25 protein-coding genes and 1 riboswitch are annotated in these 22,194 nt (G+C 48.5%); of the genes, 23 read left to right on the top strand and 2 right to left on the bottom strand.

The features are described from left to right. Positions 1-4: 4 nt before the first annotated feature. The 7 genes from ACWHX8_RS12320 (at position 5) to bluB (ending at position 6,554) form a co-directional block, all read left to right on the top strand. Positions 5-310, top strand: a complete 306-nt coding sequence (locus ACWHX8_RS12320; protein ID WP_447968425.1) for a hypothetical protein — start codon at positions 5-7, stop codon at positions 308-310. A 20-nt stretch (positions 311-330) separates the two neighbouring features. Next, a riboswitch (cobalamin riboswitch) is annotated at positions 331-496 on the top strand. A 20-nt stretch (positions 497-516) separates the two neighbouring features. Beyond that, complete coding sequence (locus ACWHX8_RS12315; RefSeq protein ID WP_447968424.1) at positions 517-2,688, top strand: TonB-dependent receptor; 2,172 nt, start codon at positions 517-519, stop codon at positions 2,686-2,688. 21 nt (positions 2,689-2,709) lie between these two features. Next, the gene (locus ACWHX8_RS12310) at positions 2,710-4,146 is read left to right on the top strand and encodes a PepSY domain-containing protein (protein WP_447968423.1); all 1,437 of its coding nucleotides are present in this window, start codon (positions 2,710-2,712) and stop codon (positions 4,144-4,146) included. A gap of 235 nt (positions 4,147-4,381) precedes the next feature. Next, the gene (locus ACWHX8_RS12305; protein ID WP_447968422.1) at positions 4,382-4,861 is read left to right on the top strand and encodes an N-acetyltransferase family protein; all 480 of its coding nucleotides are present in this window, start codon (positions 4,382-4,384) and stop codon (positions 4,859-4,861) included. Then, positions 4,858-5,454 carry a cob(I)yrinic acid a,c-diamide adenosyltransferase gene (cobO, locus tag ACWHX8_RS12300; protein ID WP_447968421.1) on the top strand — a complete coding sequence of 199 codons (597 nt, stop codon included), beginning with the start codon at positions 4,858-4,860 and terminating at the stop codon, positions 5,452-5,454. Before ACWHX8_RS12305 ends, cobO begins: the two co-directional genes overlap by 4 nt. A 196-nt stretch (positions 5,455-5,650) precedes the next feature. Continuing rightward, a complete protein-coding gene (locus ACWHX8_RS12295) occupies positions 5,651-5,869 on the top strand; it encodes a cysteine-rich CWC family protein (protein ID WP_447968420.1) in 219 nt (72 codons plus the stop codon). Continuing rightward, positions 5,862-6,554 carry a 5,6-dimethylbenzimidazole synthase gene (gene bluB, locus ACWHX8_RS12290; RefSeq protein ID WP_447968419.1) on the top strand — a complete coding sequence of 231 codons (693 nt, stop codon included), beginning with the start codon at positions 5,862-5,864 and terminating at the stop codon, positions 6,552-6,554. Before ACWHX8_RS12295 ends, bluB begins: the two co-directional genes overlap by 8 nt. A gap of 23 nt (positions 6,555-6,577) precedes the next feature. Here the strand turns inward: bluB and ACWHX8_RS12285 are convergent, their stop codons facing one another. Next, positions 6,578-7,291: a ribonuclease H-like domain-containing protein gene (locus tag ACWHX8_RS12285; protein ID WP_447968418.1), complete on the bottom strand. Its 714-nt coding sequence runs from the start codon at positions 7,289-7,291 to the stop codon at positions 6,578-6,580. 166 nt (positions 7,292-7,457) lie between these two features. Between ACWHX8_RS12285 and ACWHX8_RS12280 the strand changes: the two genes are divergently transcribed. From ACWHX8_RS12280 to ACWHX8_RS12220, 13 genes are all read left to right on the top strand, one after another. Then, positions 7,458-8,045, top strand: coding sequence for a cob(I)yrinic acid a,c-diamide adenosyltransferase (locus tag ACWHX8_RS12280; protein ID WP_447968417.1), 588 nt, complete (start codon positions 7,458-7,460; stop codon positions 8,043-8,045). Between the two features lie 137 nt (positions 8,046-8,182). Continuing rightward, complete coding sequence (gene cobU / locus ACWHX8_RS12275) at positions 8,183-8,773, top strand: bifunctional adenosylcobinamide kinase/adenosylcobinamide-phosphate guanylyltransferase (protein WP_447968416.1); 591 nt, start codon at positions 8,183-8,185, stop codon at positions 8,771-8,773. After that, positions 8,770-9,843 (top strand): nicotinate-nucleotide--dimethylbenzimidazole phosphoribosyltransferase, encoded by a 1,074-nt coding sequence (gene cobT / locus ACWHX8_RS12270; RefSeq protein ID WP_447968415.1) that lies wholly within the window; start codon positions 8,770-8,772, stop codon positions 9,841-9,843. The genes cobU and cobT overlap by 4 nt, the downstream gene beginning before the upstream one ends. Further along, complete coding sequence (gene cobS, locus ACWHX8_RS12265; RefSeq protein ID WP_447968414.1) at positions 9,840-10,607, top strand: adenosylcobinamide-GDP ribazoletransferase; 768 nt, start codon at positions 9,840-9,842, stop codon at positions 10,605-10,607. Before cobT ends, cobS begins: the two co-directional genes overlap by 4 nt. A 13-nt stretch (positions 10,608-10,620) precedes the next feature. Then, on the top strand, positions 10,621-10,842 hold the full coding sequence (locus ACWHX8_RS12260; RefSeq protein WP_447968413.1) for a cysteine-rich CWC family protein: 222 nt from the start codon (positions 10,621-10,623) through the stop codon (positions 10,840-10,842). Beyond that, on the top strand, positions 10,839-11,786 hold the full coding sequence (gene cbiB / locus ACWHX8_RS12255; protein ID WP_447968412.1) for an adenosylcobinamide-phosphate synthase CbiB: 948 nt from the start codon (positions 10,839-10,841) through the stop codon (positions 11,784-11,786). Before ACWHX8_RS12260 ends, cbiB begins: the two co-directional genes overlap by 4 nt. Beyond that, positions 11,783-12,910 carry a threonine-phosphate decarboxylase CobD gene (gene cobD, locus ACWHX8_RS12250; protein ID WP_447968411.1) on the top strand — a complete coding sequence of 376 codons (1,128 nt, stop codon included), beginning with the start codon at positions 11,783-11,785 and terminating at the stop codon, positions 12,908-12,910. The genes cbiB and cobD overlap by 4 nt, the downstream gene beginning before the upstream one ends. Next, positions 12,901-13,614: an adenosylcobinamide amidohydrolase gene (locus ACWHX8_RS12245; RefSeq protein WP_447968410.1), complete on the top strand. Its 714-nt coding sequence runs from the start codon at positions 12,901-12,903 to the stop codon at positions 13,612-13,614. Before cobD ends, ACWHX8_RS12245 begins: the two co-directional genes overlap by 10 nt. 283 nt (positions 13,615-13,897) lie before the next feature. Then, the gene (locus tag ACWHX8_RS12240) at positions 13,898-14,338 is read left to right on the top strand and encodes a hypothetical protein (protein WP_447968409.1); all 441 of its coding nucleotides are present in this window, start codon (positions 13,898-13,900) and stop codon (positions 14,336-14,338) included. 48 nt (positions 14,339-14,386) lie between these two features. After that, on the top strand, positions 14,387-14,821 hold the full coding sequence (locus tag ACWHX8_RS12235) for a DUF5069 domain-containing protein (protein ID WP_447968408.1): 435 nt from the start codon (positions 14,387-14,389) through the stop codon (positions 14,819-14,821). A gap of 365 nt (positions 14,822-15,186) precedes the next feature. Then, positions 15,187-15,387: a hypothetical protein gene (locus ACWHX8_RS12230; protein ID WP_447968407.1), complete on the top strand. Its 201-nt coding sequence runs from the start codon at positions 15,187-15,189 to the stop codon at positions 15,385-15,387. Beyond that, complete coding sequence (locus ACWHX8_RS12225; RefSeq protein WP_447968406.1) at positions 15,384-15,635, top strand: ParE family toxin-like protein; 252 nt, start codon at positions 15,384-15,386, stop codon at positions 15,633-15,635. The genes ACWHX8_RS12230 and ACWHX8_RS12225 overlap by 4 nt, the downstream gene beginning before the upstream one ends. A 222-nt stretch (positions 15,636-15,857) precedes the next feature. Beyond that, positions 15,858-16,478: a DJ-1/PfpI family protein gene (locus ACWHX8_RS12220; protein WP_447968405.1), complete on the top strand. Its 621-nt coding sequence runs from the start codon at positions 15,858-15,860 to the stop codon at positions 16,476-16,478. A gap of 371 nt (positions 16,479-16,849) precedes the next feature. Here the strand turns inward: ACWHX8_RS12220 and ACWHX8_RS12215 are convergent, their stop codons facing one another. After that, complete coding sequence (locus ACWHX8_RS12215; RefSeq protein ID WP_447968404.1) at positions 16,850-16,990, bottom strand: hypothetical protein; 141 nt, start codon at positions 16,988-16,990, stop codon at positions 16,850-16,852. Positions 16,991-17,118: 128 nt separating this feature from the next. On the opposite strand from ACWHX8_RS12215, the gene ACWHX8_RS12210 reads away from it, so the two are divergent. From ACWHX8_RS12210 to shc, 3 genes are all read left to right on the top strand, one after another. Then, the gene (locus tag ACWHX8_RS12210) at positions 17,119-18,009 is read left to right on the top strand and encodes a serine hydrolase domain-containing protein (RefSeq protein WP_447968403.1); all 891 of its coding nucleotides are present in this window, start codon (positions 17,119-17,121) and stop codon (positions 18,007-18,009) included. Positions 18,010-18,353: 344 nt separating this feature from the next. Then, on the top strand, positions 18,354-19,340 hold the full coding sequence (locus ACWHX8_RS12205; RefSeq protein WP_447971909.1) for an aldo/keto reductase: 987 nt from the start codon (positions 18,354-18,356) through the stop codon (positions 19,338-19,340). Positions 19,341-19,556: 216 nt separating this feature from the next. Then, positions 19,557-22,097: a squalene--hopene cyclase gene (gene shc / locus ACWHX8_RS12200; RefSeq protein WP_447971908.1), complete on the top strand. Its 2,541-nt coding sequence runs from the start codon at positions 19,557-19,559 to the stop codon at positions 22,095-22,097. The last annotated feature ends 97 nt before the right edge of the window (positions 22,098-22,194 follow it).

Below are 22,194 nucleotides of genomic sequence, written 5' to 3'. Positions count from 1 at the left end.
GCATGTGAAGCGATCTACCTGGCGATCAAGTCGCTTTGATATACAGGAAGATGAGCCGTTGGGGCCACTCGCGAATTTGGTGGATATCATGCTTGTCTTTGCGTGTGGTTTAATTGCCGCCCTTGCGGCCCTCAGCCCAGAACTGATTGAACGGTTGACTCAGCCTCAAGTGGTCGAAAAAGGACAAGAACTCCCCAATGTCCCACCTGGGATTAAACATATGGGGGAAGGATACGAGTCTATGGGGCAGGTTTTCCGTGATCCCAAAACAGGGAAACTCTATCTGATCGAAAGGAGTTCGGAACAATGATGATGGTCCACTAATGCTCGCATAAACATTCTCCATCTGGTTGAGGGAAGATTGGTGGAAATCCAACACTGTCCCGCAGCTGTAAAGGGAACGAAAGCCATGAAATGCCACTGTCATGTTTGACGGGAAGGTGTGGTGAGTAGGAGGCCCTGAGTCAGAAAACCTGGCCAGACTTTAGAAAGAAATCCTCGAGGAAAGGGATAAGGATGAAACGAGCAATCGAGATGTGTCTGGCTGTCATGATCCTGGCCGGGGCGCTTTCAGACGTGCGGGGCGAGCAACGCCTGAGCGAAAAAACAGAACAGTCAGATGACCCCATTCGGTTAGATGAAGTGGTTGTCATGGGACAAGATCTTCGCTTCAAAGATTCTCCAACAACCAGTAGTCGACTTGGGTTGACACCATTACAGACGCCTGCATCTATTCATATTATTGATAATGTGCGATTAAAAAAGAATGGATATCAATCTGTCGCACAGTCTGTTGAAATGGTTCCTGGGGTGCTTTGGGGAGACCCTCCTGGTCAACCCTTTAGCTTTTCAATGCGAGGATTTACCGTCAATCAAGTCACAGTGTTGCGTGATGGGATTTGGCTTGGTCCGGCCTCGATGGTCGGTCGTCCACAGAATGGATTTAATTTAGATCGGATTGAACTCTTGAAAGGTCCTGCCTCCGTCTTACACGGGCAAGGCGCCATTGCTGGAACATTGAATATGGTCACGAAACGTCCTCTAGTTCAGCAGGAAGAATCATGGGAAATGTTGACTGCCTATAGTCGTTACAACACGGTGAAGCTTGGGGGCGGGGCTGGCGGATCGTTGAATGACACGCTTTGGTATCGAGCGGATTTGAGCCATTCCGTTTCGGATGGCTATGTGGAGGATGCTCGCTCGCGATCGTTCAATGGCACCGCGTCACTCCTCTGGAAACCTCTCGAAGAATTGGAGGTTGCTCTTGGTTTTGATTACTTAGAAGATACCTTGCCAAACTATTGGGGCACTCCGCTGGTTTCACGGACATTCGGGACCAGCCCTCTCAAGGGTGTCGTTGAGACGTCAGATGGTCGAACGCTCGACAAGCGGACGCGGTTTCAGAATTACAATGTTTCGAATGAGCGGGTGACGTCACATCAATACTTCACGAATCTGGATGTGAAGTGGACATTGAATCCTTCGTTCTCGTTACGCAATACGTTTTACTATTTCGCTGCAGATCGTGAGTGGCGTAATTCGGAAACCTATACGTTCAATGCGGCGACAAATCTTATTGACCGTGATCGGTTTTTTGTGTCGCAAGATCAACTCACTTTTGGCAACCGTGTCAATGCGACGGTGAACAATACTGTCGCAGACTTGCCTTATACGGCTTTATTCGGCGTGGATATTAGGTATGTCGATTTTACACGAAAAAGCCGGTTTGTGGGGAATGTCGATAGTGTTGATCCTTTCAATCCGAATCCTGGATTATTTTCAGACCCTGGGCAATCGTTTCTGAACCCGACAACAATCACAACGATAGCGGTGTACATCGAAGATGCTCTTGAAGTGACCTCCGATTTGCGACTTGTTGCGGCGTTGCGTCAGGATTTCATTCGACTTAACCGTACCAGTTTTAATTTAGATGGGACGATGAATTCCGCCAATACGTTTGAACGAACTTTTCGGCCGCTCAGTTGGCGACTTGGGGTCGTGTATGATTTTACTCCTTCACTTGTGACCTATGGCCAATGGACCTCAGGGGCCGACCCCGTTGGATCTAATATTTTCCTTGTCAACGGTAATCAAGACTTTGACTTGACCAACGCGAATCAATGGGAGGTTGGGATCAAGTCTCAATTCTTTGATGGGCACGCAGAACTGTTGGTAGCGGGATATCATATTGAACGGAAGAATATTCTTGTGGCCGTAGGGAGTGGTGGACAGGTTGACAATGTTGGAAAACAACAGTCGAGTGGATTTGAGCTTGAAGGAACGGTTCGAGCAACCTCTCAATGGTTGATGGGAGCTAATACGGCCTATACCGTCGCCGAATTTAATTCTTTCGGAGAGAATTCAGGAAACAGGCCACCGAATGTCCCTCAATGGATTGTGAACGTATGGACACGGTATCGCAATGTAGCAGATCTTCCATTTGAGGTCGGCGGACGGTTCAGGTATCTCAGCGATCGATTTAACAATAATGCGAATACGGTGACATTAAAAAGTTATGAACGTGTTGATGTTCATCTTGCCTATGACAACGGACCTGTACGGATCCTAGCAAGGATTAGCAACATTTTTGATACGGTGTATGCGTATTGGGGTGATACGTTTTACCCCGATCAGGTTCTGTTGGGATCTCCTCGATCATATGAATTGAATATGCAAATTGACTTTTAACCTCTTTGAGCTGTCGTGACTATGTCTGTGATTCGTTTGCTGCATCGTTGGATAGGCATCGTCCTGTGCTTGATGTTTTCAGCTTGGTTTATCAGCGGTGCAGTCCTGATGTATCATCCTTTTCCTTCGCTTTCTCCGACAGAACGTCAAATGCACCGTTCGACAATCGATTTCTCCAGTATTGTTCAATCGCCCAAGGCCGCACTCAACGTTTCAGGAGTGAGGAAGCCAACTCGTTTGCGAATAATCGATAGAGATGGAAGCCCAACCTATGTTGTCCATTCCGGCGAGCGCTCTGTTATCCCCATTGATGCTGACGATGGAGAAATTGTTCGTTCCATGACAGGGGAAATGGCTGGTCGTATTGCCTCTGCTTTTTATGATCATGCTGTCCTGAAGGTTGAAGGCCCTCTCGATTATGATCAATGGATTGTGCATCAACGGTTTGACCCCTATCGACCTTTTTTCCGTGTGATATTTCACGACCAACCGGGAACGGTCCTGTATGTCTCAGCACGGACAGGCGAAGTCTTGCAGAAAACGCAGCGATATGAACGAGCGTGGAATTATGTGGGAGCCGTTGTTCACTGGATCTATCCCACGATCTTGCGCCGTCATTGGGCATTGTGGGATCAAGTTGTTTGGTGGATCGCGTTTTTCGGAATCTTGACAACGATTGCGGGGTTATGGCTTGGTGTGAAACGATTACGCCAGGTAAAGAAATCGTCATATGCTCATGGCTTCAGTCCTTTTCACGGTTGGTTGCGTTACCATCATGTCTTAGGGTTAGGTGTTGGGGTGCTTGTCTTGACATGGATTGGAAGTGGATGGATATCAATGGATCATGGGCGCATCTTTTCAAGCCCGATACCCACTCCAAAGCAAATTGAAGCTTTTCAGGGGATATCCTTAAACGATGCAACGACAGTCTTTACGACGAAGTCATTGCGAAATCTTTCGCATGTGAAAGAGTTAGAGTTTCTGGCTGTTGCTGGAAAACCGTTGGTTCTTATCAAGGAGAAGCAGGGGCTTCAATTATATGAGGTGTTGAACTCTCAACGCCTCGCAACTATAACGTTGAAGAGGGATGAGATTGTTCGTGCGATTCAGCGTGGCTGGCCTGGGTCATCAGTGAGAACGGTCCAAATACCCCAAAAAGACGATCTGTATGGACAGCTCAGAGCCAGTGTTCTTCCTCACGGTACCCTGCGCTTTGAGTTAGATGATTCTTCTCAGACCTGGATTCATATTAATATGGTAACCGGTGAAATAGTCTCGATCATGGATCTGGGCCGACGGATCTATCGTTGGCTCTTCAATGGCTTACATAGTTTGGATTTTCCAGGGTTAGTCGACTACCGTCCATTGTGGGATATTGTGATGCTCATTCTTCTATCTGTTGGCTTTATGTTTAGTGCCACCGGGGTCGTTATCGGGTGGAGGAGGGTATTTGAATGATGTTGATTCTTAAGAAACTTCAGAATGGCCTCTGATGATGTTAGAGGGGATGCAGTGAGGATGACAAGGGTGAGAAATTTTTTTTGAGAAAGAAAAAGTCTGAGTTGCTACGGTACAGGCTTAGGGGCTGGTCTTTACGTATAAGAATTAATTCTTGCCGCGCAATCGTTGGGAGAGGTCGCGAGTTGTTTGTCGGACTTGAGTTTTTTTGAAGAACGAAGGGCAGGTAGGTATAGTGTCGGACGTCACCATTCGTCAAACTACTGTCAGTGATGCAAGCGCTATTGCGTTTATGGTTTATGACCTGCTTCAGGAAGTCATGCAAGAAACAAATGTGTCTTCTTTTGATGTGAGTCTGGATCTAATGAAGGCGCAAGCTAGACAGTATATTGAAGCCGAACAATACGTGGTTTTTCTTGCAGTTCTTCCTGACCGGGAAGAACCTCTCGGCCTGTTGTCGGTGTGTGAATGTTGTGCCCTCTATGCGGGAGGAACGTTTGGGGTCATTCCAGAGTGCTATGTTCGTCAAGATTTTCGTTCTCAGGGTATTGGTGGCTTGCTCATAGCAGCTGTCAAAGACTATGGAAAACAAAAAGGTTGGAAAAGACTTGAAGTGACGACTCCACCGCTTCCAACGTTTCGGCGAACCTTCAGTTTTTATCAGAAGGTTGGCTTTGACGTATCAGGTGGGAGAAAGTTAAAGGTTTTACTATGATGGATCAAGATCATCAGGCACGAATGCAGCGACTCAAAGCATCGGTCGATCGGCGCATTGAAGCCGCCCAAGAAGAAAAAGGGCTCCTAATCGTGTACACGGGTGCGGGAAAAGGCAAGACGACGGCTGCTCTGGGTATGGCGATGCGCAGTGTCGGTCATGGGATGAACATTGCGGTCGTGCAGTTTATCAAAGGGGCGATTGATACGGCAGAAGAACGGATCTTGAAAGGCTTTGGCGAACAGGTTACGTTCTTACGCATGGGTGAAGGGTATACCTGGGAAACGCAGGACCGGGAACGGGATAAGCGGTTTGCGCAAGAGGCGTGGAGCATGGTGCTGACCATCTTGCGTGATGAGCGGTACGGCATGGTGATTCTCGATGAGTTGAATATTGCGATTCATCATGAGTATGTCACCCTTCAGCAGGTCTTGGATGGACTCAATGAACGTCCGTCGATGATGCACGTCGTCATCACGGGTCGTGGAGCTAAGGAGGAGTTAATTGAAGCCGCCGATCTGGTGTCGGAAATGAAAATGCTCAAACATCCATTCCGGAAGGGGATTAAGGCGCAGAAAGGCGTCGAGTTTTAATTCGTGAATCGTCGTTCGTATCCTGTATCCCGTGTTTAGTTTTGCGTTTCACATTTCACGCTTGCGCGCCGGGGGCGCTGCACGAATAACGCTTTACGTTTTTTCCAAGACGAGATACGAGCAACGATTCACGAGCGACAAGCCTATCAGAAGCACTTCATTGAATTGTATGCTAGCTAATATGGCAACATGAAGTATGGAATATCAGAAGCTTAAATCCTGCAGCCGATGTGGAGTCTCGTTCGGATGTACGTCCGGCCATGACTGTTGGTGTCAGGATGTGTCGCTGACACGTGCGCAACTCCAATGGATCGAATCACGCTATGATAATTGTCTCTGTCCGGATTGTTTGATGGCTGTCGGGCAGAGGCAGCTTGGCGGCATTGATGAAAAGACTGTATCCCCCAATGAGTAAACATGCGTTTTCTACGATGGAACGTGATGCCGTGTATCGGGCAATTTTTGAGCGGCGCGATGTGCGAAGGAATTTCTCAAAGAGGCCGATTGCCAAAGCGACATTAGAGAGAATTTTGCAGGCATCTCATCATGCAGGTTCTGTCGGGTTCATGCAGCCATGGGATTTTGTTGTCGTTCGTGATAAGAAGACCAAACAGTCAGTGAAACACTTGTTCACGAAAGCGAATGACGAAGCATCTCAACGGTATCGTGGATCGAAAGCGAAATTATATCGTAGCCTGAAGCTTGAAGGTATTGAAGAGGCGCCGATCAATCTGTGCGTTACCTGCACCAGGCAACGTGGAGGACCACATGTGCTTGGACGATCAACCATTCGCGAGACAGATTTGTACAGCACATGTTGTGCGATTCAAAATCTTTGGCTGGCGGCTCGCGCCGAGGGCATTGGAATCGGCTGGGTGAGTATCCTCGATTATGACGCGTTAAAGAATCTTGTAGGAATTCCACGACCCGTGAAGGTGGTTGCGTATTTGTGTATGGGCTATGTCAAAGAATTTTCATTGAATCCAGATTTAGAGAAGGCCGGTTGGAGAAAGCGACTGCCGCTCGAACAGTTGGTGCATTACGAGACATGGGGACGAAAACATGGAAATGACAATGTGAAGAGAACTGCGAAACGGTAATTGGTCGTAACGATGAGAGTCTTTCACAAGGAGGAGTCGAGCCAAGCCGTAAATTTTGACCGGGGCCATGGTTTATCCATCCATGAGGTGTCCGGCAGAGGCCGAGTCATGGCTTCTTCGACCGTTTGCCAGCCTGAAGGTATGTCAACGTATGCCGTTGTTCCTTTTCGAGTGATCCAGCGAAACGCGTTATTCTTTTCACTGGTTTCGGCAATGTCTAACGTCAGTCGACAGTCTTGAGCGACATAATCGAGAACACGCTGATATTCGCCATCTTTCCACAATTGAGGAGCAACTGATCCGTCAACGTTTTCGGGTTTACTGAGTCCAAGGGCTTTGGCCGCGGCGTTGAGCCCAACACCAAATCCTTTTTCGCAGAAAATATGAAACAAGATGTCAACGTGCGTACGTGCCAAGTATCGACAATCATCCCAACGATTAGATTCTTCGGCAAGCACATCGAAATCGAATCCCAAGCCGTTCAGTGTGAGGATGCTGTATCCATTCTGGGCTTGATCCAGAAGAAAGTCGACAAATGCTGAGAGGTCCTGTTGGTTCATTTGAGCGGTTGGCGTCCCATCGGGTTGTTGCGAATAAAACAGTTGGGCTGACGCTTCCTGGCTGCCCCATGTTGCAGCACAGCAGATTCCAAGTGGACGATGCGCAAGCAACTCGCCAAAGTCTTCTGGAAGAATTTTGGCAGTCTCAATATCAAATGCCAAATACTTACGGTTCATGATTGACTCCTGTCATGTCTAGAAAACAATTTGTGACGCGTCATATTCTTCATAAAGGGTTTGTCTTCAATAATCAAAATGGTCTCAGTTAGTCAACTCATGGTTGTCTTCACGTGAGGGCGTTTCGATCGTTTCATCTTTTAGTCAATGGTGTGAGGAGATAGGCATGCGAATTTCTAAAGTGTATACACGTACGGGCGATGCTGGAAAGACGCGGTTAGCGGGAGGCCAAGAAGTCTGGAAAGATTCCCTGCGTGTGGAAACGTATGGGACGGTTGACGAATTGAATGCAGTCCTTGGATTGGCTCGGGTCTTCAATAGCCAAGAGAAGCCGACACGTGATGAAGCTGAACGTTTGGAGCAGACGCTGCAGTGGATTCAAAATAAATTATTTGATCTTGGAGGCATCTTAGCGACCGCTCCGGGAGAGACGTTTCAGAATATGCCGACCGTCACAGCCGAGCATGTGAAGCGCCTTGAAAACATCATTGACGAGTGTCAACAGGATCTTGAGCCATTGAAGGAGTTTATTTTGCCGGGTGGCGGGAAAGTCTCGGGGTTTCTTCATCAAGCCAGAACAACTTGCCGACGTGCCGAACGATTATGTGTCACGCTGGCACGAGATGAGCCAGTTGATGAACACATGGTCAAGTTTCTGAATCGATTAAGTGATGCCCTCTTTGTCTTGGCGCGATGGGTCGCGAAAACGCAAGGTGAACCCGAGTATCTGTGGCAGCGAGAATCGGCAGAATGAGAGAAGTGGGGAAATGCAAAGTGAACAATGCAAATGGCAAAATGAAGAGTCAGAAACCTCAACTGAAGTAACGTTCACAACCCAGGTTCTCGTTTCCTAATTTTTATTTCTACTTCTACCTTGTAATTAACTATAAAATGGCAGGTGTATCAAAAAGAAATAGGACGAAAACATCTTCTCCTGCCAAAAAACGGTCTTCTCAAGCGAAGTCAACGAACAAGCTGATTTTCATCTTGGGAGGGGCACGATCAGGGAAAAGTGACTTTGCCCTAACTTTCACTCGAACGATGAAGCCACGGGTGTTTCTTGCAACAGCAGAACCATTAGATCAAGAAATGGCTCTGCGGATACGGAAGCATCAACGAAGCCGTCGAGGAACATGGGATACTGTAGAGATTCCCGTATACATGAGTCAGTGGTTCAACACAAAGGGCCATGGATATCAGAGTGTGGTGGTTGACTGTCTGACTCTTTGGCTTAGTAATATTCTTGGAGATACAATTCTTCGTAAGAAATTCCCTTCTTTGCTAAAAGAGTTTCTGAAGTCTGTTCGTCAGGTGCCTGGTCGAGTCATTGTGATTAGCAATGAAGTTGGGCTCGGTATTGTTCCCGGTGATCCCTTGACTCGGGAATTTCGAGATCTTGCAGGCCGTATGAATCAACAGGTCGCCGCGGCTGCCGATGAAGTCTATTTTGTGGCGAGTGGAATTCCACTTCAACTGAAATGATGATTGAACGAACAATGAAACCAATTCTTCCTTTAGATCCTCGTCTTCTTGTCCATGCGCAAAGCAAGCTCGATCGACTGACTAAACCGCGTGGCAGTCTGGGGCGTCTTGAAGAACTGGCTGCGCAGTATGTGGCGATTTCGGGGGAGGAAAATCCGTCGTGTCCCAAAGCCAGAGTGTTGACGCTTGCGGCGGACCATGGCGTAGTCGCCGAAGGCGTCAGTGCTTATCCGAGTTCTGTCACGGCGCAGATGGTGGCCAATTTCCTCAATGGTGGCGCCGCGATCAATGTGCTGGCCCGTCAAGTCGGGGCGGACATGCAGGTCGTGGATATGGGCGTAGCTGGCAATCTCGATCACCTCATTGGATTGGTTTCGAAAAAAATTGGACCAGGCACCAAGAACATGGTTATGGGGCCGGCAATGTCTCGTGACGAGGCTATCCGTTCCGTCGAAATAGGCATTGAATTAGTTGAGCAAGCTGTTGCCGACGGTGTGGGAGTGGTGGCGACCGGAGAAATGGGTATCGGCAATACGACTTCAAGCGCGGCGATTACCGCCGTCATGACGGGGCAGCCTATTTCCCGCATCACGGGTCGAGGCACCGGTGTGGATGACGAGGGCTTGACTCGAAAGCGACGAGTGATCGAGCAGGCTCTTCGAATCAATGATCCACAAGCTGGCGATGCGTTTGATGTGCTGAGCAAAGTCGGCGGTTTTGAAATTGGTGGGTTGGTGGGCGTCATGCTTGGCGGGGCAGCTTGTCGAATACCTGTTGTCTTGGATGGGTTTATCGCAGGAGCCGCGGCGCTCCTTGCTGTGACGCTTGCCCCTACATGTCGAGAGTATTTGATCGCGTCTCATCAATCGGCGGAAGATGGTCACGGAGTCGTGTTAGAGCATTTACGATTGCAGCCGTTACTCGATCTTCAGCTTCGTCTTGGCGAAGGCACAGGTGCGTGTTTAGCGATTGGATTATTGCAATCCAGCCTTCTACTCATGACGCAAATGGCGACATTTGATACTGCAGGAGTGGATGAACGTGAAACGACTGAACCGGAGAATGTATGAAGGGGCTCTGGCAGTCATTTTCGTTAGCTTGGAATTTTCTCACCATCATCCCCTTGCCCTTGAGTCGTCAATCGCATATTCAGCCACAGATGATCGCCGCATCATTCGGATGGTATCCGTTTATCGGATTTTTGCTTGGGACGATACTTGTGCTCAGTGATCGACTGTTAGTGATGGTGCTGGCTGCACCAGTCGTCAATATGGTGTTAGTCATCGTTGTGGTGCTGCTGACCGGAGCGCTGCATCAGGATGGGCTCGCTGATACGATTGATGGTGTGGCAGGGGGGAAAGATCCTCATCATCGATTAACGATAATGCGAGATAGCCACATTGGGGCCATTGGAGCGACGGGTCTTATCCTGGCAATTGGATTGCGGTATGCCGGATTTGTCAGCCTTCCTTCAGGATCTCGTGAACCGTTATTACTCTGTATGCCAGCACTTGGTCGATGGTCCATGGTGATGGCTTCTTGGAAAGTCACGTATCCTCGTCCGGAAGGTGGGGTCGCGGCGGCGTTTATTCAGTACATTTCTGTTCGCGATGTCTTCATGGCCACGATGATCATGGTCATTGGTCTGATGTGGGCGATTCATCCATTCCAGGCCATTGTGCTGTTGTGCGGGATTGTTCTCCTGACCAGGTTGATGGTTTGGTGGGCCTCACGTGTCTTTGGTGGAGTGACGGGCGATATTCTCGGAACGATCAATGAAGTTATTGAATTGATGTTCCTGGTGTCAGCTCCGTGGCTCGTGGGCAGTCTGTAAAGGAAGTCGGAAAATGAAACGTCGAATTCCTAAGACATGTGAACGATGCCAGCAAGCGTTTATCTGTGGCCTCTTTGGTTGTTGGTGTGGTTCGATGCCGGTGACCAATGAACAATATACATCGATTGTCGAACAGTTTCATGAATGCCTCTGTCCCGCATGTCTCGCTGAGTTGACCGGAACAACTCTCCCGCCTGCTGTTCTAAAGTTGAGTGTGCCTCATACTGACCCATGATTGTTGCTTTAAAAGTGTTGGCCGCCTGTGGCTTAGATGCAGCTATTGGCGATCCGCGATGGTTTCCGCATCCGGTTCGGCTCATGGGGTTGATCGCTCACTGGTATGAACAGCGCGTGTTGGTTTTGGCTCGAAGTACGAGGAGTCAATATGTCGCAGGTGTGGTGTTGGCGGTGGGTCTTCCCTTGTTGTGCTATGTCAGTGTCGAATGGATCCTCTTCATGACCTCAGAATTCAATGAGTGGATTAGTCATACCCTGTGGATTTTGTTGGGCTATACGGCGCTGGCTGCAAGGGATTTAGCCGATCACGCGAAGCAGGTGTATCGTGCGTTTCAGAATGGATCGCTGGAGCAGGCCCGTGCTGCGCTCTCATTGATTGTTGGTCGGGATACGGAAGAATTGTCTGAGCCTGAAGTCATTCGAGCGACCATCGAGACCGTCGCCGAGAGTACGTCTGACGGAGTCGTGGCTCCATTATGTTATCTCGCGCTTGGTGGTCCATCGCTCGCCCTTGCCTATAAGGCGGTGAATACCTTGGATTCCATGATTGGTCACCGAACCGAAACGTATCAGTACTTCGGCTGGGCTGCGGCGCGTTGCGACGATGTGTTGAATTGGGTGCCGGCACGATTGAGTGGAGTGTGTCTTGTCCTGGCAGCAGGGCTTCTTAATGGAACTGGAGTTCATGCATGGAAGACCCTGCTGCGTGATGGGGGAAAACATGCCAGTCCCAACAGTGGACGTCCTGAAGCGGCGATGGCGGGAGCGTTAAAAGTGCAACTTGGCGGAAGCAATTACTACCAAGGAATTCTTGTGAATCGGCAATTGATTGGTGAGCCAATTCATCCTCTAGTATCCAGTCATATTGTTCAGGCGATTCAATTGATGGCCATAGCTTCTCTACTTGTCGCCGGTCTCCTGGTAGGTCTGGTGTGGTTGTGATACCGTCCCCTTTACATGGAGGTAATGTCCATGCGGTAGCTCGATCACAAGGCCGGTCTGTTCAGCACGTGCTTGATTTTAGCGCCAGCATCAATCCCCTCGGACTTTCTCCTTCTGTTCGCCGTGCTATTCAACGGGCAATTGCCCTTGCCATTCATTATCCTGAAATTGACGCACAGTCTTTGCGAGCGCAACTCGCGAAGCATCATCGCATTCCTGAAGAATGTTTGATTGTCGGAAATGGATCAGCTGAACTGATTTCCGTCATACCTCGTGCGCTTGGTAGCCGTCATGGTCTCGTGATTGGTCCGACGTTTATGGAATTTGAGCGCGCGTTGATGTTGGCCGGGGCGCACTGTACGTATGTTCATGCCACGCCAAATGCTCGGTATGCTCCTCCCATTGACGATGTGTGCATTCTATTACACAAGCAGTCGGGTATGAGAACAAACCCGTCTCGTCGTGGGATTCACCCGATCGATACCGTCTTTCTCTGTCATCCGAATAGTCCGACGGGGCAAGTGATTTCTCGAACATCGTTTCAGCAATTGTTGGAGTCCGTGCAACAGGCTGGCGCACGTCTGGTTGTGGATGAAGCATTTGTTGATTATTGTGCGACTCGCTCTGTATTTCAATATGCGGGGAAGAGTGAAACGCTGTTAGTCCTTCGCAGTTTTACGAAATTCTTTGCAATTCCCGGTCTTCGTCTTGGATATGTGGGCGGGCCTGCGAATGTTGTAAGTCACATTCGTTCAATACTTCCGCCTTGGTCGGTGAATGTGCTGGCATCGGCTGCCGCAGAGGCGGCGCTTCGAGATACAACATATCGGCGACAATCCGTGCAATGTATGAAAAAGGAGCGATCGCGCTTTGCTCAGGCATTGCGTCAGATTCCAGGCTTGCGTGTATATCCTTCAGCAGCCAATTTTCTCCTCGTGCAATTGAATGAACACGATCAGGTTTCCCTATTAACTCAGGAGTTGTGCGCTCAAGGCATCGTCATTCGAAATTGTCACAACTTCGCAGGAATCGATGCCCCAACCATACGACTTGCGGTGCGTCGTCCAAAAGAGAATGATCGATTGGTGAAAGCCTTAACGCGTGAGTTGAAGAAATGGAGTTGACCAATCCAGAGTTTTGGACAACCGCATACCGAGTTGCTGATCGTACGCTTGTTATCCCTTTCACTTCATCTCGTCGTGTGATTTCATCTGCTGTTCATGGTGGAGGAATCGTAAGTGCCAATGGCATCATTAATCATCAAGTTCTCGACCAAAGTTCTGCTACACATCATAATGATCGTGAGCAAGATCCCAGTCGGTTTCTGGGTGAATTAGCTAAACACCGAGGCGTTCACGGTCGATGTGTCGGGTTGATGACGGCAGTGGATATGCGCTGTCTGATTCTTCGGCGTGTTGAAGCTGATGGGCTGTGGATCGAAGGATTTTTTACCGTAGGCGTGACGAATGCTGTTCGTGCCGGTGAGGCAACGATTGTCGATTCAGGACAAAAGACTCTATCCAAAGTTGGGACGATAAATATCATTTTGCTCACAAATGCACGACTGAGTTCGGCGGCGATGGTTTGTGCGGTTGGCGTGGCGACTGAAAGTAAAGCAGCAACGTTATTGGAAGAGGGCATACTCAACGCTTCAGGAACGCTCAGTGCGACCGGAACAGGGACGGATGTGGTTGCCGTCGTCTCAGGACAAGGTCCTTTCTGTCGGTTTAGCGGCACACATACCACAATAGGAGAACTCATTGGTCGAATTGTCAGTCACGGTGTCAAAGAAGGACTGGAAAAAGACAGAACTTGGAGAAATTCATAGAAACGCTATGCGCTTGCCCGCATAAAGAAACTGTTTTCTATCTGTCTGTCAGATACCTTGTTGTATTTTACTCTATGTAATCATACGGGTTTGGTGTACGTGTTAGAGTACACGAAGTCTCGAGTTTTCTTTGGATTAAATACCGCATTGAAAGCTCTTATTGATGATAGGTAGTATTTGAAAGTCTTGAGTTGATACTGCTGAGCCTTTCTGAATCAGATCAAATAAAAAGACTCATGGATGCTGGGTACTAATGAAGGTTATGAAGTGGAAAAAGGAGATCATGATGAGTAAACTTCTTCGATTTGTATTATACGTGCAACTGCTTTTTATTACATCGATACTCGTCTCCTGTACCGGAATTCACCTTCCTGAGACTCTGTCATGGAATGAGATTCCTATTGCGGATATCAAGCATGTCGCTGGAAAATGGGAAGGCATGACCTGGTCTGAGCCAAGAACGGGCCGTCAAGATGATTTAGTGAAAGTCCTCATTACAGAAGAGGGGCAATTCAAGTTTGCCAGTTATCGTCTGATTGGTGTGTGGCTGGGAACCGGTACTCTGAATCTGGAAAATGGGAAGCTTGTGACCGAATCGAATCCGGATACGGGAAGTGCGACGTTTACGCTTCATGAGAGTCATGGGAAGCTTATGTTGAAAGTGCAGGGCGTGACCAAAACAGGTGTTCGGCAAGTTGCAGAATTAACCCCGGTAGAAAAATAAATCCCAGCCTATGTAGCGGCTATCAGCATGCGTCAGGACAAGATGAGAATGTTACGATCTCCGGGTGAAAAATTAGGTCGATACATTCTTCTTCCACGAACCATAGATAAAGTTCGCTTGCATGACCAAGGGCAACTTCCTTCAGCCTATCATGGCAATCTGTTGAAACCTGGATTCACGTTAGATGGTCAGCTCTTGGCGTTCACAGGTCTAGATGGGTCAGAGCTGCGAGAGATCATCTTGACACAGAAGTCAGACAAATCAATCTTAGCCTGGGTGGAATCTCAGTCGGGTATGCACTCAGAAGAGGAAGTTCTGCAATGGACTCAAAGTCTTCAAACATTTAGAGTAAGTCCTCTCTTAGCCAAGCGACTCCGGACTCAGTATCCGGGCATGCCTCCTCATCTTGATTTCACCGCCCATAGCCTATTTGACCTTATTGATATGGACGAAGGCCGTCGGCCGGTCCCTGATGCTTCTTGAGAAGACTGACAATCTCACGATGTCGAGTCTGGCGTGTGATCGTTGGATATGTTGCTGTATGGATTTCCCAAGTACTGGTATTTCTGATGTTGCCCAATCCCGACACTTAGTGTAGCCGTCATGCTCACGAACTTGGCGGGTATGCGTGAAACCCTCCGATTTGTGCAATTCGAAGACGGCTCGGAGGTACTGGAGTTTTCAGGCTACCGATTCAGAAAAACGTCGTAAGGTCTTGATTTGCGCATAACTACGATCATTCATCTGAACTTTATGCTTCATTCATACCACATGAAGTGTTCCTAGGGGTCTTGTTTCACAATCATTGAGACTTGCACAAAATACTGATAAAACTTATTATCATTCATATGGACAGTGTTGAAGAAATAAAGCGAGCCATAGAGACTCTCACGGATGAACAGCGAAGAGAACTGGAGGCCTGGTGGCATCCTACATATGACGAATGGGATCTTCAGATGGATTCAGACGCAAGAGCCGGTAAGCTTGACGCTATGGCAGAACAGGCGTTAACTGATTTTCGCGCTGGCAATTGTGACGAATTTCCATGAAGAGTGTTCGTTCGCCTGCCTTTAGAAAGCTTTTCGAAAACCTCCCTCACGATATTCAAATTCTTGCAAGAGAAAAATATCTCCTATGGAAGTCGAATCCCCGTCACCCCTCCCTTCATTTTAAACCTGTTGGGAAATATTGGTCGGTACGAATCACTCGAGAGTACAGAGCCGTATGTTTACGCTCAGGGGAAACATGTATTTGGTTCTGGATTGGGAACCATAGTGAGTACGATAAGCTCCTCTAGCGCCTCCGTCTCTTTCTTCTTGCTCGATATGTTTCGGAGACTGTTTAGTGGAAATATGTCAATTTATAAAGCTATGACGAATGTAATGATAGTACGTTGCTCTTTGAAAGACATGCCTCGCGGAATAGAAGAACTTGGGATCAAAATCCGTAATGAATACACGTTGGCGTTTGCACAGAAAGTTCAATCCTAATGTGATGCTGGGTATGTGAAGGATGCCAGATGAATTTCGGTGTGCTGGTTTTCAATCAAGTCGAAGAGCTTGACTTTGTGGGGCCTTGGGAAATGTTGGCCCGGTGGGGCAAGCTTGAGAGTGGCCCGAAAAATTGCCTGATCGTGGGCGAGTCGCTTGCTCCCATTATCTGTGCGAACGGACTTTCCATAAATCCTCACGTGTCATTTACCAATTGTCCAATCCTTGACTATTTGCTCGTACCAGGCGGACAAGGTACGCGGCAAGAAGTGGGCAATCGAAACCTCATTGAGTTTGTTGTGACGCAAGCCAAAAATGCTAAGGCTGTGCTTTCCGTCTGTACCGGTTCATTTCTTTTGCATGCCGCCGGCTTGCTGTCAGGCAAGAACGCTACGACTCATTGGGGATCGTTAGAACGTTTACGCACACTTGGTGATGTGACGGTGGTCGAGGATCGGTATGTCCAAGACGGCAACGTCTGGACCTCGGCGGGAGTGTCTGCCGGTATCGATCTCATGCTGGCGTTTATTGCCAGCGAAGCTGGCGAGGAGACCGCAGGTAAAGTCCAGTTTGGTGCGGAATATTATCCATCGTCCATCAAATACGGTGGCTTTGAGACGCAAGCATCCGCTTATATCAAACGCTTCTGAGCTTTTGTCATGATACGTCAAAGGTTATAGAGACTGTTAGAGCTAAATCTCAAGTATGAGTGTTGCGTCGTGTCTTTAACATTGCGGCATTACCCACAAAAGTTTCTCATGTTTCATAAGAAACGGAGAGGATTCGCTTCATTTCTTTATGCATTCTCATTCTGCTGCTCATTTTTGCTTCTACGAAAGGGGGCTTGCTATATAGCCTCCTCGCGACGTCATATTCTTATTGAAGATCAACTTCATCTCCATTTGTGGTGCAGAAATCTTTTTGAAGTATCATGGTGATGGTGTGCCTCCGATCTTCTTTGCATGGTAATCCTGATACCGCTGATATCTGAGATGAGGTGATTGCTCACCTTCATCATCAGTTACGTTGCCTGGTTCCCGACTTCCCTGGTTTTGGACGTTCCGAGATTCCTCGCGAGTTCAACTGTTCGTTTGAAGGCCTTGAAGTCTTTGGTCCCGCTCTGAAAGTCGGCATGGTTCAACTGGACTCGAACACCTGTCATGCAGAGATCCGTTGGACTATTGAGTAACGATGTCGAATGTCTGTGAGACGCACGAGGCCTTGCATGTATCGTGTTCAAGCATACTTGATGTGTATTTGGATTCGCTATAATGCTGCGCGGAGATGAACTTGGACAATAGTAATATTTTTACTGTTCGAATTGATGAGAATTATGAATCTCGCATGTGTGAGAATGAACCGCTTGTACCCTGGTGGAGTTTTACGAAAACAGTGCTGGCCGTCTGTGCCCTTCAACTCTTTGCGCAAGGGAGACTTTCACTGGACAGTCAGGTTAATGGAGGCGCTTATACCTTGCGTCAGCTTCTGCAACATCGTGCAGGTGTGAGGTGCTATGGCGGCGTTGCGTCCTATCACCGTGCGGTGAGAAATGGTGAGGAACCATGGTCAGTGGAGCGACTTCTCGCAGAGGTAGAGGTTGAGCGACCAGAGTTTTCACCCAATCAGGGTTGGTCGTATTCCAACGTGGGTTATTTGATCGTTCGACAGATGATTGAGGAGGCGACGGGCGATAATCTCCAGGGAGCGTTAAAGCAAATAATTTTTGCCCCCCTCGGTTTGAGCTCAGCGAAATTAGCGACGCAACCTGAAGATCTTGATGATACGGCCTGGGGCAACGAGAATCGCTACCATCCTGGATGGGTGTACCATGGACTCGTGATTGGTACACCTTATGATGCAACGTGTTTTCTTCATATGCTTATGACTGGCAAGGTTCTTGGTCCTGAATTGCTGTCTCGTATGACTCAGGAACATCGTATCGGTGGACCACTGCTAGGACGCCCATGGATGACGACTGGTTATGGACTGGGTTTGATGATGGGCAAGACTTCTGCCGGATATGCAATTGGCCATTCAGGTTGCGGACCGGGTAGCGTTGCTGCCGTCTATCACTTCTCCGAGCATGAACAGCCCCATACGATATCGGCGTTTACACAAGGCTATGATGAAGGTGTCGCAGAACAAGAGGTTGTACGTGTTGCAGAAAAGAACAGTTACTAGACATGATTCATGTCGTTATTGTGACTCATCATGTTCATGTGAGAGAATTTTTTTGGTGGTTATTTAAGCTGATGCAAGTCTGTATGGCATGGGCAGCACAGTATCCAGAAAAAGTGCGCCGGTGAAGCACTTCGGAAATTATGGGTATTGGTTGCCAGCGGAAGCACCGAATGAAGTTGGAGCGGAGCCACAAAGTTTTTTTAGATTTCCTAGTGATGTGTCTATTCAGTTATCGTGAACGATTGGTGCGAATGTGGTGTATAAAAGCCCCATGATCGTTTAGGAGAAGTTATTTGGGAATGATGGGAACAACCAGGGGATAGTTAGAAAGAGGAAGCCATATGATGAAGACGCAGCTTTTAGGACGCACTGGACAAGAAGTTTCCACCTTGGGTTTGGGATGTATGGGGATGTCTGAATTTTATGGACCGGCAGATCAAGAAGAGTCGATCGCGACGATTCACTATGCCTTGGATGCTGGCCTGAATTTTCTGGACACGGCGGACATTTATGGGATGGGGCGCAATGAAACCTTGGTTGGGCAAGCTCTGAAGGGGAGGCGAGAGCAGGCGTTTCTTGCGACCAAGTTTGGCATTGTTCGGGATCGGGAAGGAAAGTTTATTGGAGAGAATGGACGACCAGAATATGTTCATCAGGCGTGTGAGGAAAGTCTCAAGCGGCTGGGAGTGTCGGTGATTGATCTCTACTATCAACATCGAGTCGATCCACTCATTCCAATCGAAGAAACGGTTGGCGCGATGGCGCAGTTAGTGGAGCAGGGGAAGGTCCGCTATCTTGGGTTGTCGGAGGCGAGCGTTGCCACGATTCGCCGAGCGAATGCCGTGCATCCGATTGCGGCGTTACAAACTGAGTATTCGTTATGGAGCCGGGAACCTGATGATCATATTTTGGCTGCATGTCGAGACCTTGCTATCACGTTTGTGGCGTATAGTCCGCTGGGGCGTGGAATGTTAACAGGGAACATTTCTCAGGTAGAGATGCTGTCGTCTGATGATCGACGTCGTCAGTTGCCGCGTTTTCAAGGAGAGAACCTGGTACGCAATGTCGCGCTCGTCGATCAACTGAAGGAGTTTGCCATGGCACGAGGGATTACGCCCGCACAAGTTGCATTGGCTTGGCTCTATGCGCAAGGACGGGGCATTCTTCCGCTGGTAGGAACCAAGAGACGACGTTATCTGGATGAGAATCTGAAGGCCGTGGATGTAACCTTGAGTCCAAAAGAATTGGAGACTCTTCAGGGTCTGTGGTGTCCGAATGAGGCTGCAGGCGAACGATATCCTGAATCTGGTATGCAGGCAGTGAATCGTTAAGCTGTGGAGGTTGAAATATCTAAGCCTTGGAAGAAGAAATGTGAAAAATTTCTATTGAATTTTACTTAGGACTTTTCTGTATGGTGAATTTATTGCACCTGGCAAACTGAATTTAAGTTGTAGAAATATAAATAAATATTTTTATTATTTGAAAATTTAGTATTCAGAATAATTTTCCATTGAAAACTGTACCAGCTGGACGGTATAGTCGTGGCTATGCAAACTTCTACTCGCCATTCGATACTTGAAACCGCAATTGATGTGTTAGTCAGTGATGGCGTCGGAGCCTTGACGTTAGAACGTGTCGCGCAAGACGCAGGTCTCAGTAAAGGTGGATTGCTCTATCACTATGAGGGGAAGGAACAATTACTTGAGGGACTCATAGACTTACTCGTCCAAGACTTGGATCGTGAACGCTTTGACCATTCTGCGATCAACTCGACTGCGCAACAACCGCCTCATGCATTTCTCCCAATAGACCTTGCGACAGATACTGTCGATGAGGGCCCCGTTGAGAGTCGCCCCCTTCGAGGACATGAAATTGCTTCCATCCTAATGGGGGCCATGGCGATTAACCCGCAACTTCTTGAGCCGGTCCGTGAGCGATATCGGCAGTGGCAGAGCGTCTTACTCACCGAGGGAACCGATTCGACTCGTACCCTTGTCGCACGGTTGGCTTTAGAGGGCCTGTGGTTCAGCGAGGCGTTGGGATTGGCTCCGCCAACTCGTGAGCAACGTTTGGCGTTAAGTCAGGAAATTCATACACTCGCGCAAAATGGAGATTCCATGAGAGACCTATCCGCTATCATCGAACCTGCACAATCCGCAGACATTGTGGAGACTTTGTCAGCTGTCAGTGCAAGTGTTGAAGAACTCAAGCAACGTACGCTTGAATCTACTCGCATTTCAGCGCAGACATTATTGAACAAGCAAAATGCACAGGGATTTTGGCAGGGCGATTTAACAGCAGATACAACGTTGGAGTCTGACTATGTGCTGCTTTTGTTGTGGCTCTACCCACCTGCTGCGGGAAAATGGGATGACGCCATTCAAGCCAAAATCGATAAATCGATGCGCACGATCCTCGACCGGCAGCTTCCCGATGGTGGATGGAATATCTATTCGGAGGGACCGGCTGAAGTGAACGCCACGACTCGCGCCTATGTAGCCTTACGGGTGTGTGGCTATGACTTTGAGCATCCACTAATGCAACGTGCACGCGAATGCATTCTTTCGCTTGGCGGTCTCCAGGCGACGAATAGCTATACGAAAAATAATTTGAGCATGTTTGGGTTGTTTCCACGAAAGTTTACCCCGAGTGTGCCTCCAGAACTTGTCTTGATCCCGGGAAATGTGTTGTACGAAATATCCTCCTGGAGTCGTGCCATTGTTGTTCCACTTTCCATCATCCAGGCTACTGGTGTGCAACGCCACGTTCCTGGAAGTTGGACAGTTGATGAACTCTTGTTGCCGAATCGTAAATTGATGTTTCCACGGAAAGATCCTTTTTCCATTATGTTTCATCAGGTCGATAGAGTCTTGAAGCTGTGGGAGAAACGCGGTTTTAAAGATATTCGGGCTAAGGCGATTCGCGAAGCTGAGAAGTGGATGTTGGACCACATGCGATTTACGGACGGGTTGGGTGCCATCTTTCCTGGGATGATGTATGCGTTGATGGCCATGGATGCGCTTGGCTATGAGCGTGACCATCCAGATTTTATTGAAACCCTGAATCAACTTGAAGGTCTCATTATCGAGCGCGAAGAGACGTTGCAGTTCCAGCCAAGTTTATCTCCGGTTTGGGATACGGCTATTTCGATGTTTGCGTTGGGGGAACTTGGAGCTGGTGACTCAGAAGCCATGCGGCATGCTGCAGATTGGTTATTGAGTAAAGAAGTGCGGCGTAAGGGAGATTGGTCGGTGAAGCGGCCTAGTCTCCAGCCTGGAGGTTGGCCATTTCAGTTTGCGAACGAACTGTATCCCGATATTGACGATACCGCGATGGTCTTGCTTGCGTTTGAGCATGCAAAAGCTTCAGACCCTGAACGTCAGACTCGTGTCGAAGGTCGTGCTATTAATTGGTTACTCGGCATGCAATCCTCTGATGGTGGTTGGGCTGCGTTTGATGTTGACAATGATTGGGAAGTCCTGAATAAGGTGCCCTTTGCTGATCATAACGCCATGCTCGATCCAAGTTGTCCCGATATTACGGGACGAGTGGTCGAAGCGCTCTGTCGGCGTGGGTATGATTATCAACATCAAGCCATTGCGCGTGCGGTCCAATATCTATTGGGGCATCAGCAGGTCGATGGGAGTTGGTATGGACGTTGGGGAGTTAACTATACGTATGGGACCTTTCTCGCTGTGCGTGGCCTTCGGGCGAGTGGTTCGCCGACTGCGACAGCAGCAATACAGCGCGCTGCATCTTGGGTGTATTCCGTTCAAAATCCAGATGGTGGTTGGGGGGAAAGTTGTGCCAGTTATGAGCAACATGCATTTGTGGCAGCTTCCAGCACACCCTCGCAAACCGCATGGGCGTTACTGGCACTGCAGTCTGCTGGCGATCGAACGTCTCCTGCGGTGCTCCGAGGCATTGAGTGGCTGCTCACCAGACAGAAGCAAGATGGCGGATGGGACGAAGAACTCATGACCGGCACCGGATTTCCCAATGTTTTCTATTTGAAATACCATTTATACTCGCACTACTTTCCACTGCTTGCGCTCGGCACCTGGCGACGTGGCGTGGAGACTCGTTGATCATCTATCGCATGGAGGTGCCGATGATGAGGTCGTTCAACAAAAGTCTGAAATGAAAAGGACATAATGGTTGCATTCGCTTGATGAAGCGCACCGT

It is taken from the genome of Nitrospira sp. M1, assembly GCF_965152605.1.
Note: the sequence above shows the minus strand (reverse complement) of the source record. Positions and strands in the feature narration are given on the sequence as shown.

Excerpts from the sequence above, each read along its gene's own strand:
- ACWHX8_RS12205 (WP_447971909.1), top strand. The coding sequence starts at position 18,354 with ATGAAGACGCAGCTTTTAGGACGCACTGGACAAGAAGTTTCCACCTTG.
- ACWHX8_RS12280 (WP_447968417.1), top strand. The coding sequence starts at position 7,458 with ATGCGAATTTCTAAAGTGTATACACGTACGGGCGATGCTGGAAAGACG.
- bluB (WP_447968419.1), top strand. The coding sequence starts at position 5,862 with ATGAGTAAACATGCGTTTTCTACGATGGAACGTGATGCCGTGTATCGG.
- ACWHX8_RS12235 (WP_447968408.1), top strand. The coding sequence starts at position 14,387 with ATGTTACGATCTCCGGGTGAAAAATTAGGTCGATACATTCTTCTTCCA.
- cbiB (WP_447968412.1), top strand. The coding sequence starts at position 10,839 with ATGATTGTTGCTTTAAAAGTGTTGGCCGCCTGTGGCTTAGATGCAGCT.
- ACWHX8_RS12260 (WP_447968413.1), top strand. The coding sequence starts at position 10,621 with ATGAAACGTCGAATTCCTAAGACATGTGAACGATGCCAGCAAGCGTTT.
- cobT (WP_447968415.1), top strand. The coding sequence starts at position 8,770 with ATGATGATTGAACGAACAATGAAACCAATTCTTCCTTTAGATCCTCGT.
- ACWHX8_RS12245 (WP_447968410.1), top strand. The coding sequence starts at position 12,901 with ATGGAGTTGACCAATCCAGAGTTTTGGACAACCGCATACCGAGTTGCT.
- ACWHX8_RS12310 (WP_447968423.1), top strand. The coding sequence starts at position 2,710 with ATGTCTGTGATTCGTTTGCTGCATCGTTGGATAGGCATCGTCCTGTGC.
- cobO (WP_447968421.1), top strand. The coding sequence starts at position 4,858 with ATGATGGATCAAGATCATCAGGCACGAATGCAGCGACTCAAAGCATCG.
- shc (WP_447971908.1), top strand. The coding sequence starts at position 19,557 with ATGCAAACTTCTACTCGCCATTCGATACTTGAAACCGCAATTGATGTG.
- ACWHX8_RS12225 (WP_447968406.1), top strand. The coding sequence starts at position 15,384 with ATGAAGAGTGTTCGTTCGCCTGCCTTTAGAAAGCTTTTCGAAAACCTC.
- ACWHX8_RS12315 (WP_447968424.1), top strand. The coding sequence starts at position 517 with ATGAAACGAGCAATCGAGATGTGTCTGGCTGTCATGATCCTGGCCGGG.
- ACWHX8_RS12240 (WP_447968409.1), top strand. The coding sequence starts at position 13,898 with ATGATGAGTAAACTTCTTCGATTTGTATTATACGTGCAACTGCTTTTT.
- cobS (WP_447968414.1), top strand. The coding sequence starts at position 9,840 with ATGAAGGGGCTCTGGCAGTCATTTTCGTTAGCTTGGAATTTTCTCACC.
- ACWHX8_RS12285 (WP_447968418.1), bottom strand. The coding sequence starts at position 7,291 with ATGAACCGTAAGTATTTGGCATTTGATATTGAGACTGCCAAAATTCTT.
- ACWHX8_RS12215 (WP_447968404.1), bottom strand. The coding sequence starts at position 16,990 with ATGACAGGTGTTCGAGTCCAGTTGAACCATGCCGACTTTCAGAGCGGG.
- ACWHX8_RS12220 (WP_447968405.1), top strand. The coding sequence starts at position 15,858 with ATGAATTTCGGTGTGCTGGTTTTCAATCAAGTCGAAGAGCTTGACTTT.
- cobU (WP_447968416.1), top strand. The coding sequence starts at position 8,183 with ATGGCAGGTGTATCAAAAAGAAATAGGACGAAAACATCTTCTCCTGCC.
- ACWHX8_RS12230 (WP_447968407.1), top strand. The coding sequence starts at position 15,187 with ATGGACAGTGTTGAAGAAATAAAGCGAGCCATAGAGACTCTCACGGAT.
- ACWHX8_RS12295 (WP_447968420.1), top strand. The coding sequence starts at position 5,651 with ATGGAATATCAGAAGCTTAAATCCTGCAGCCGATGTGGAGTCTCGTTC.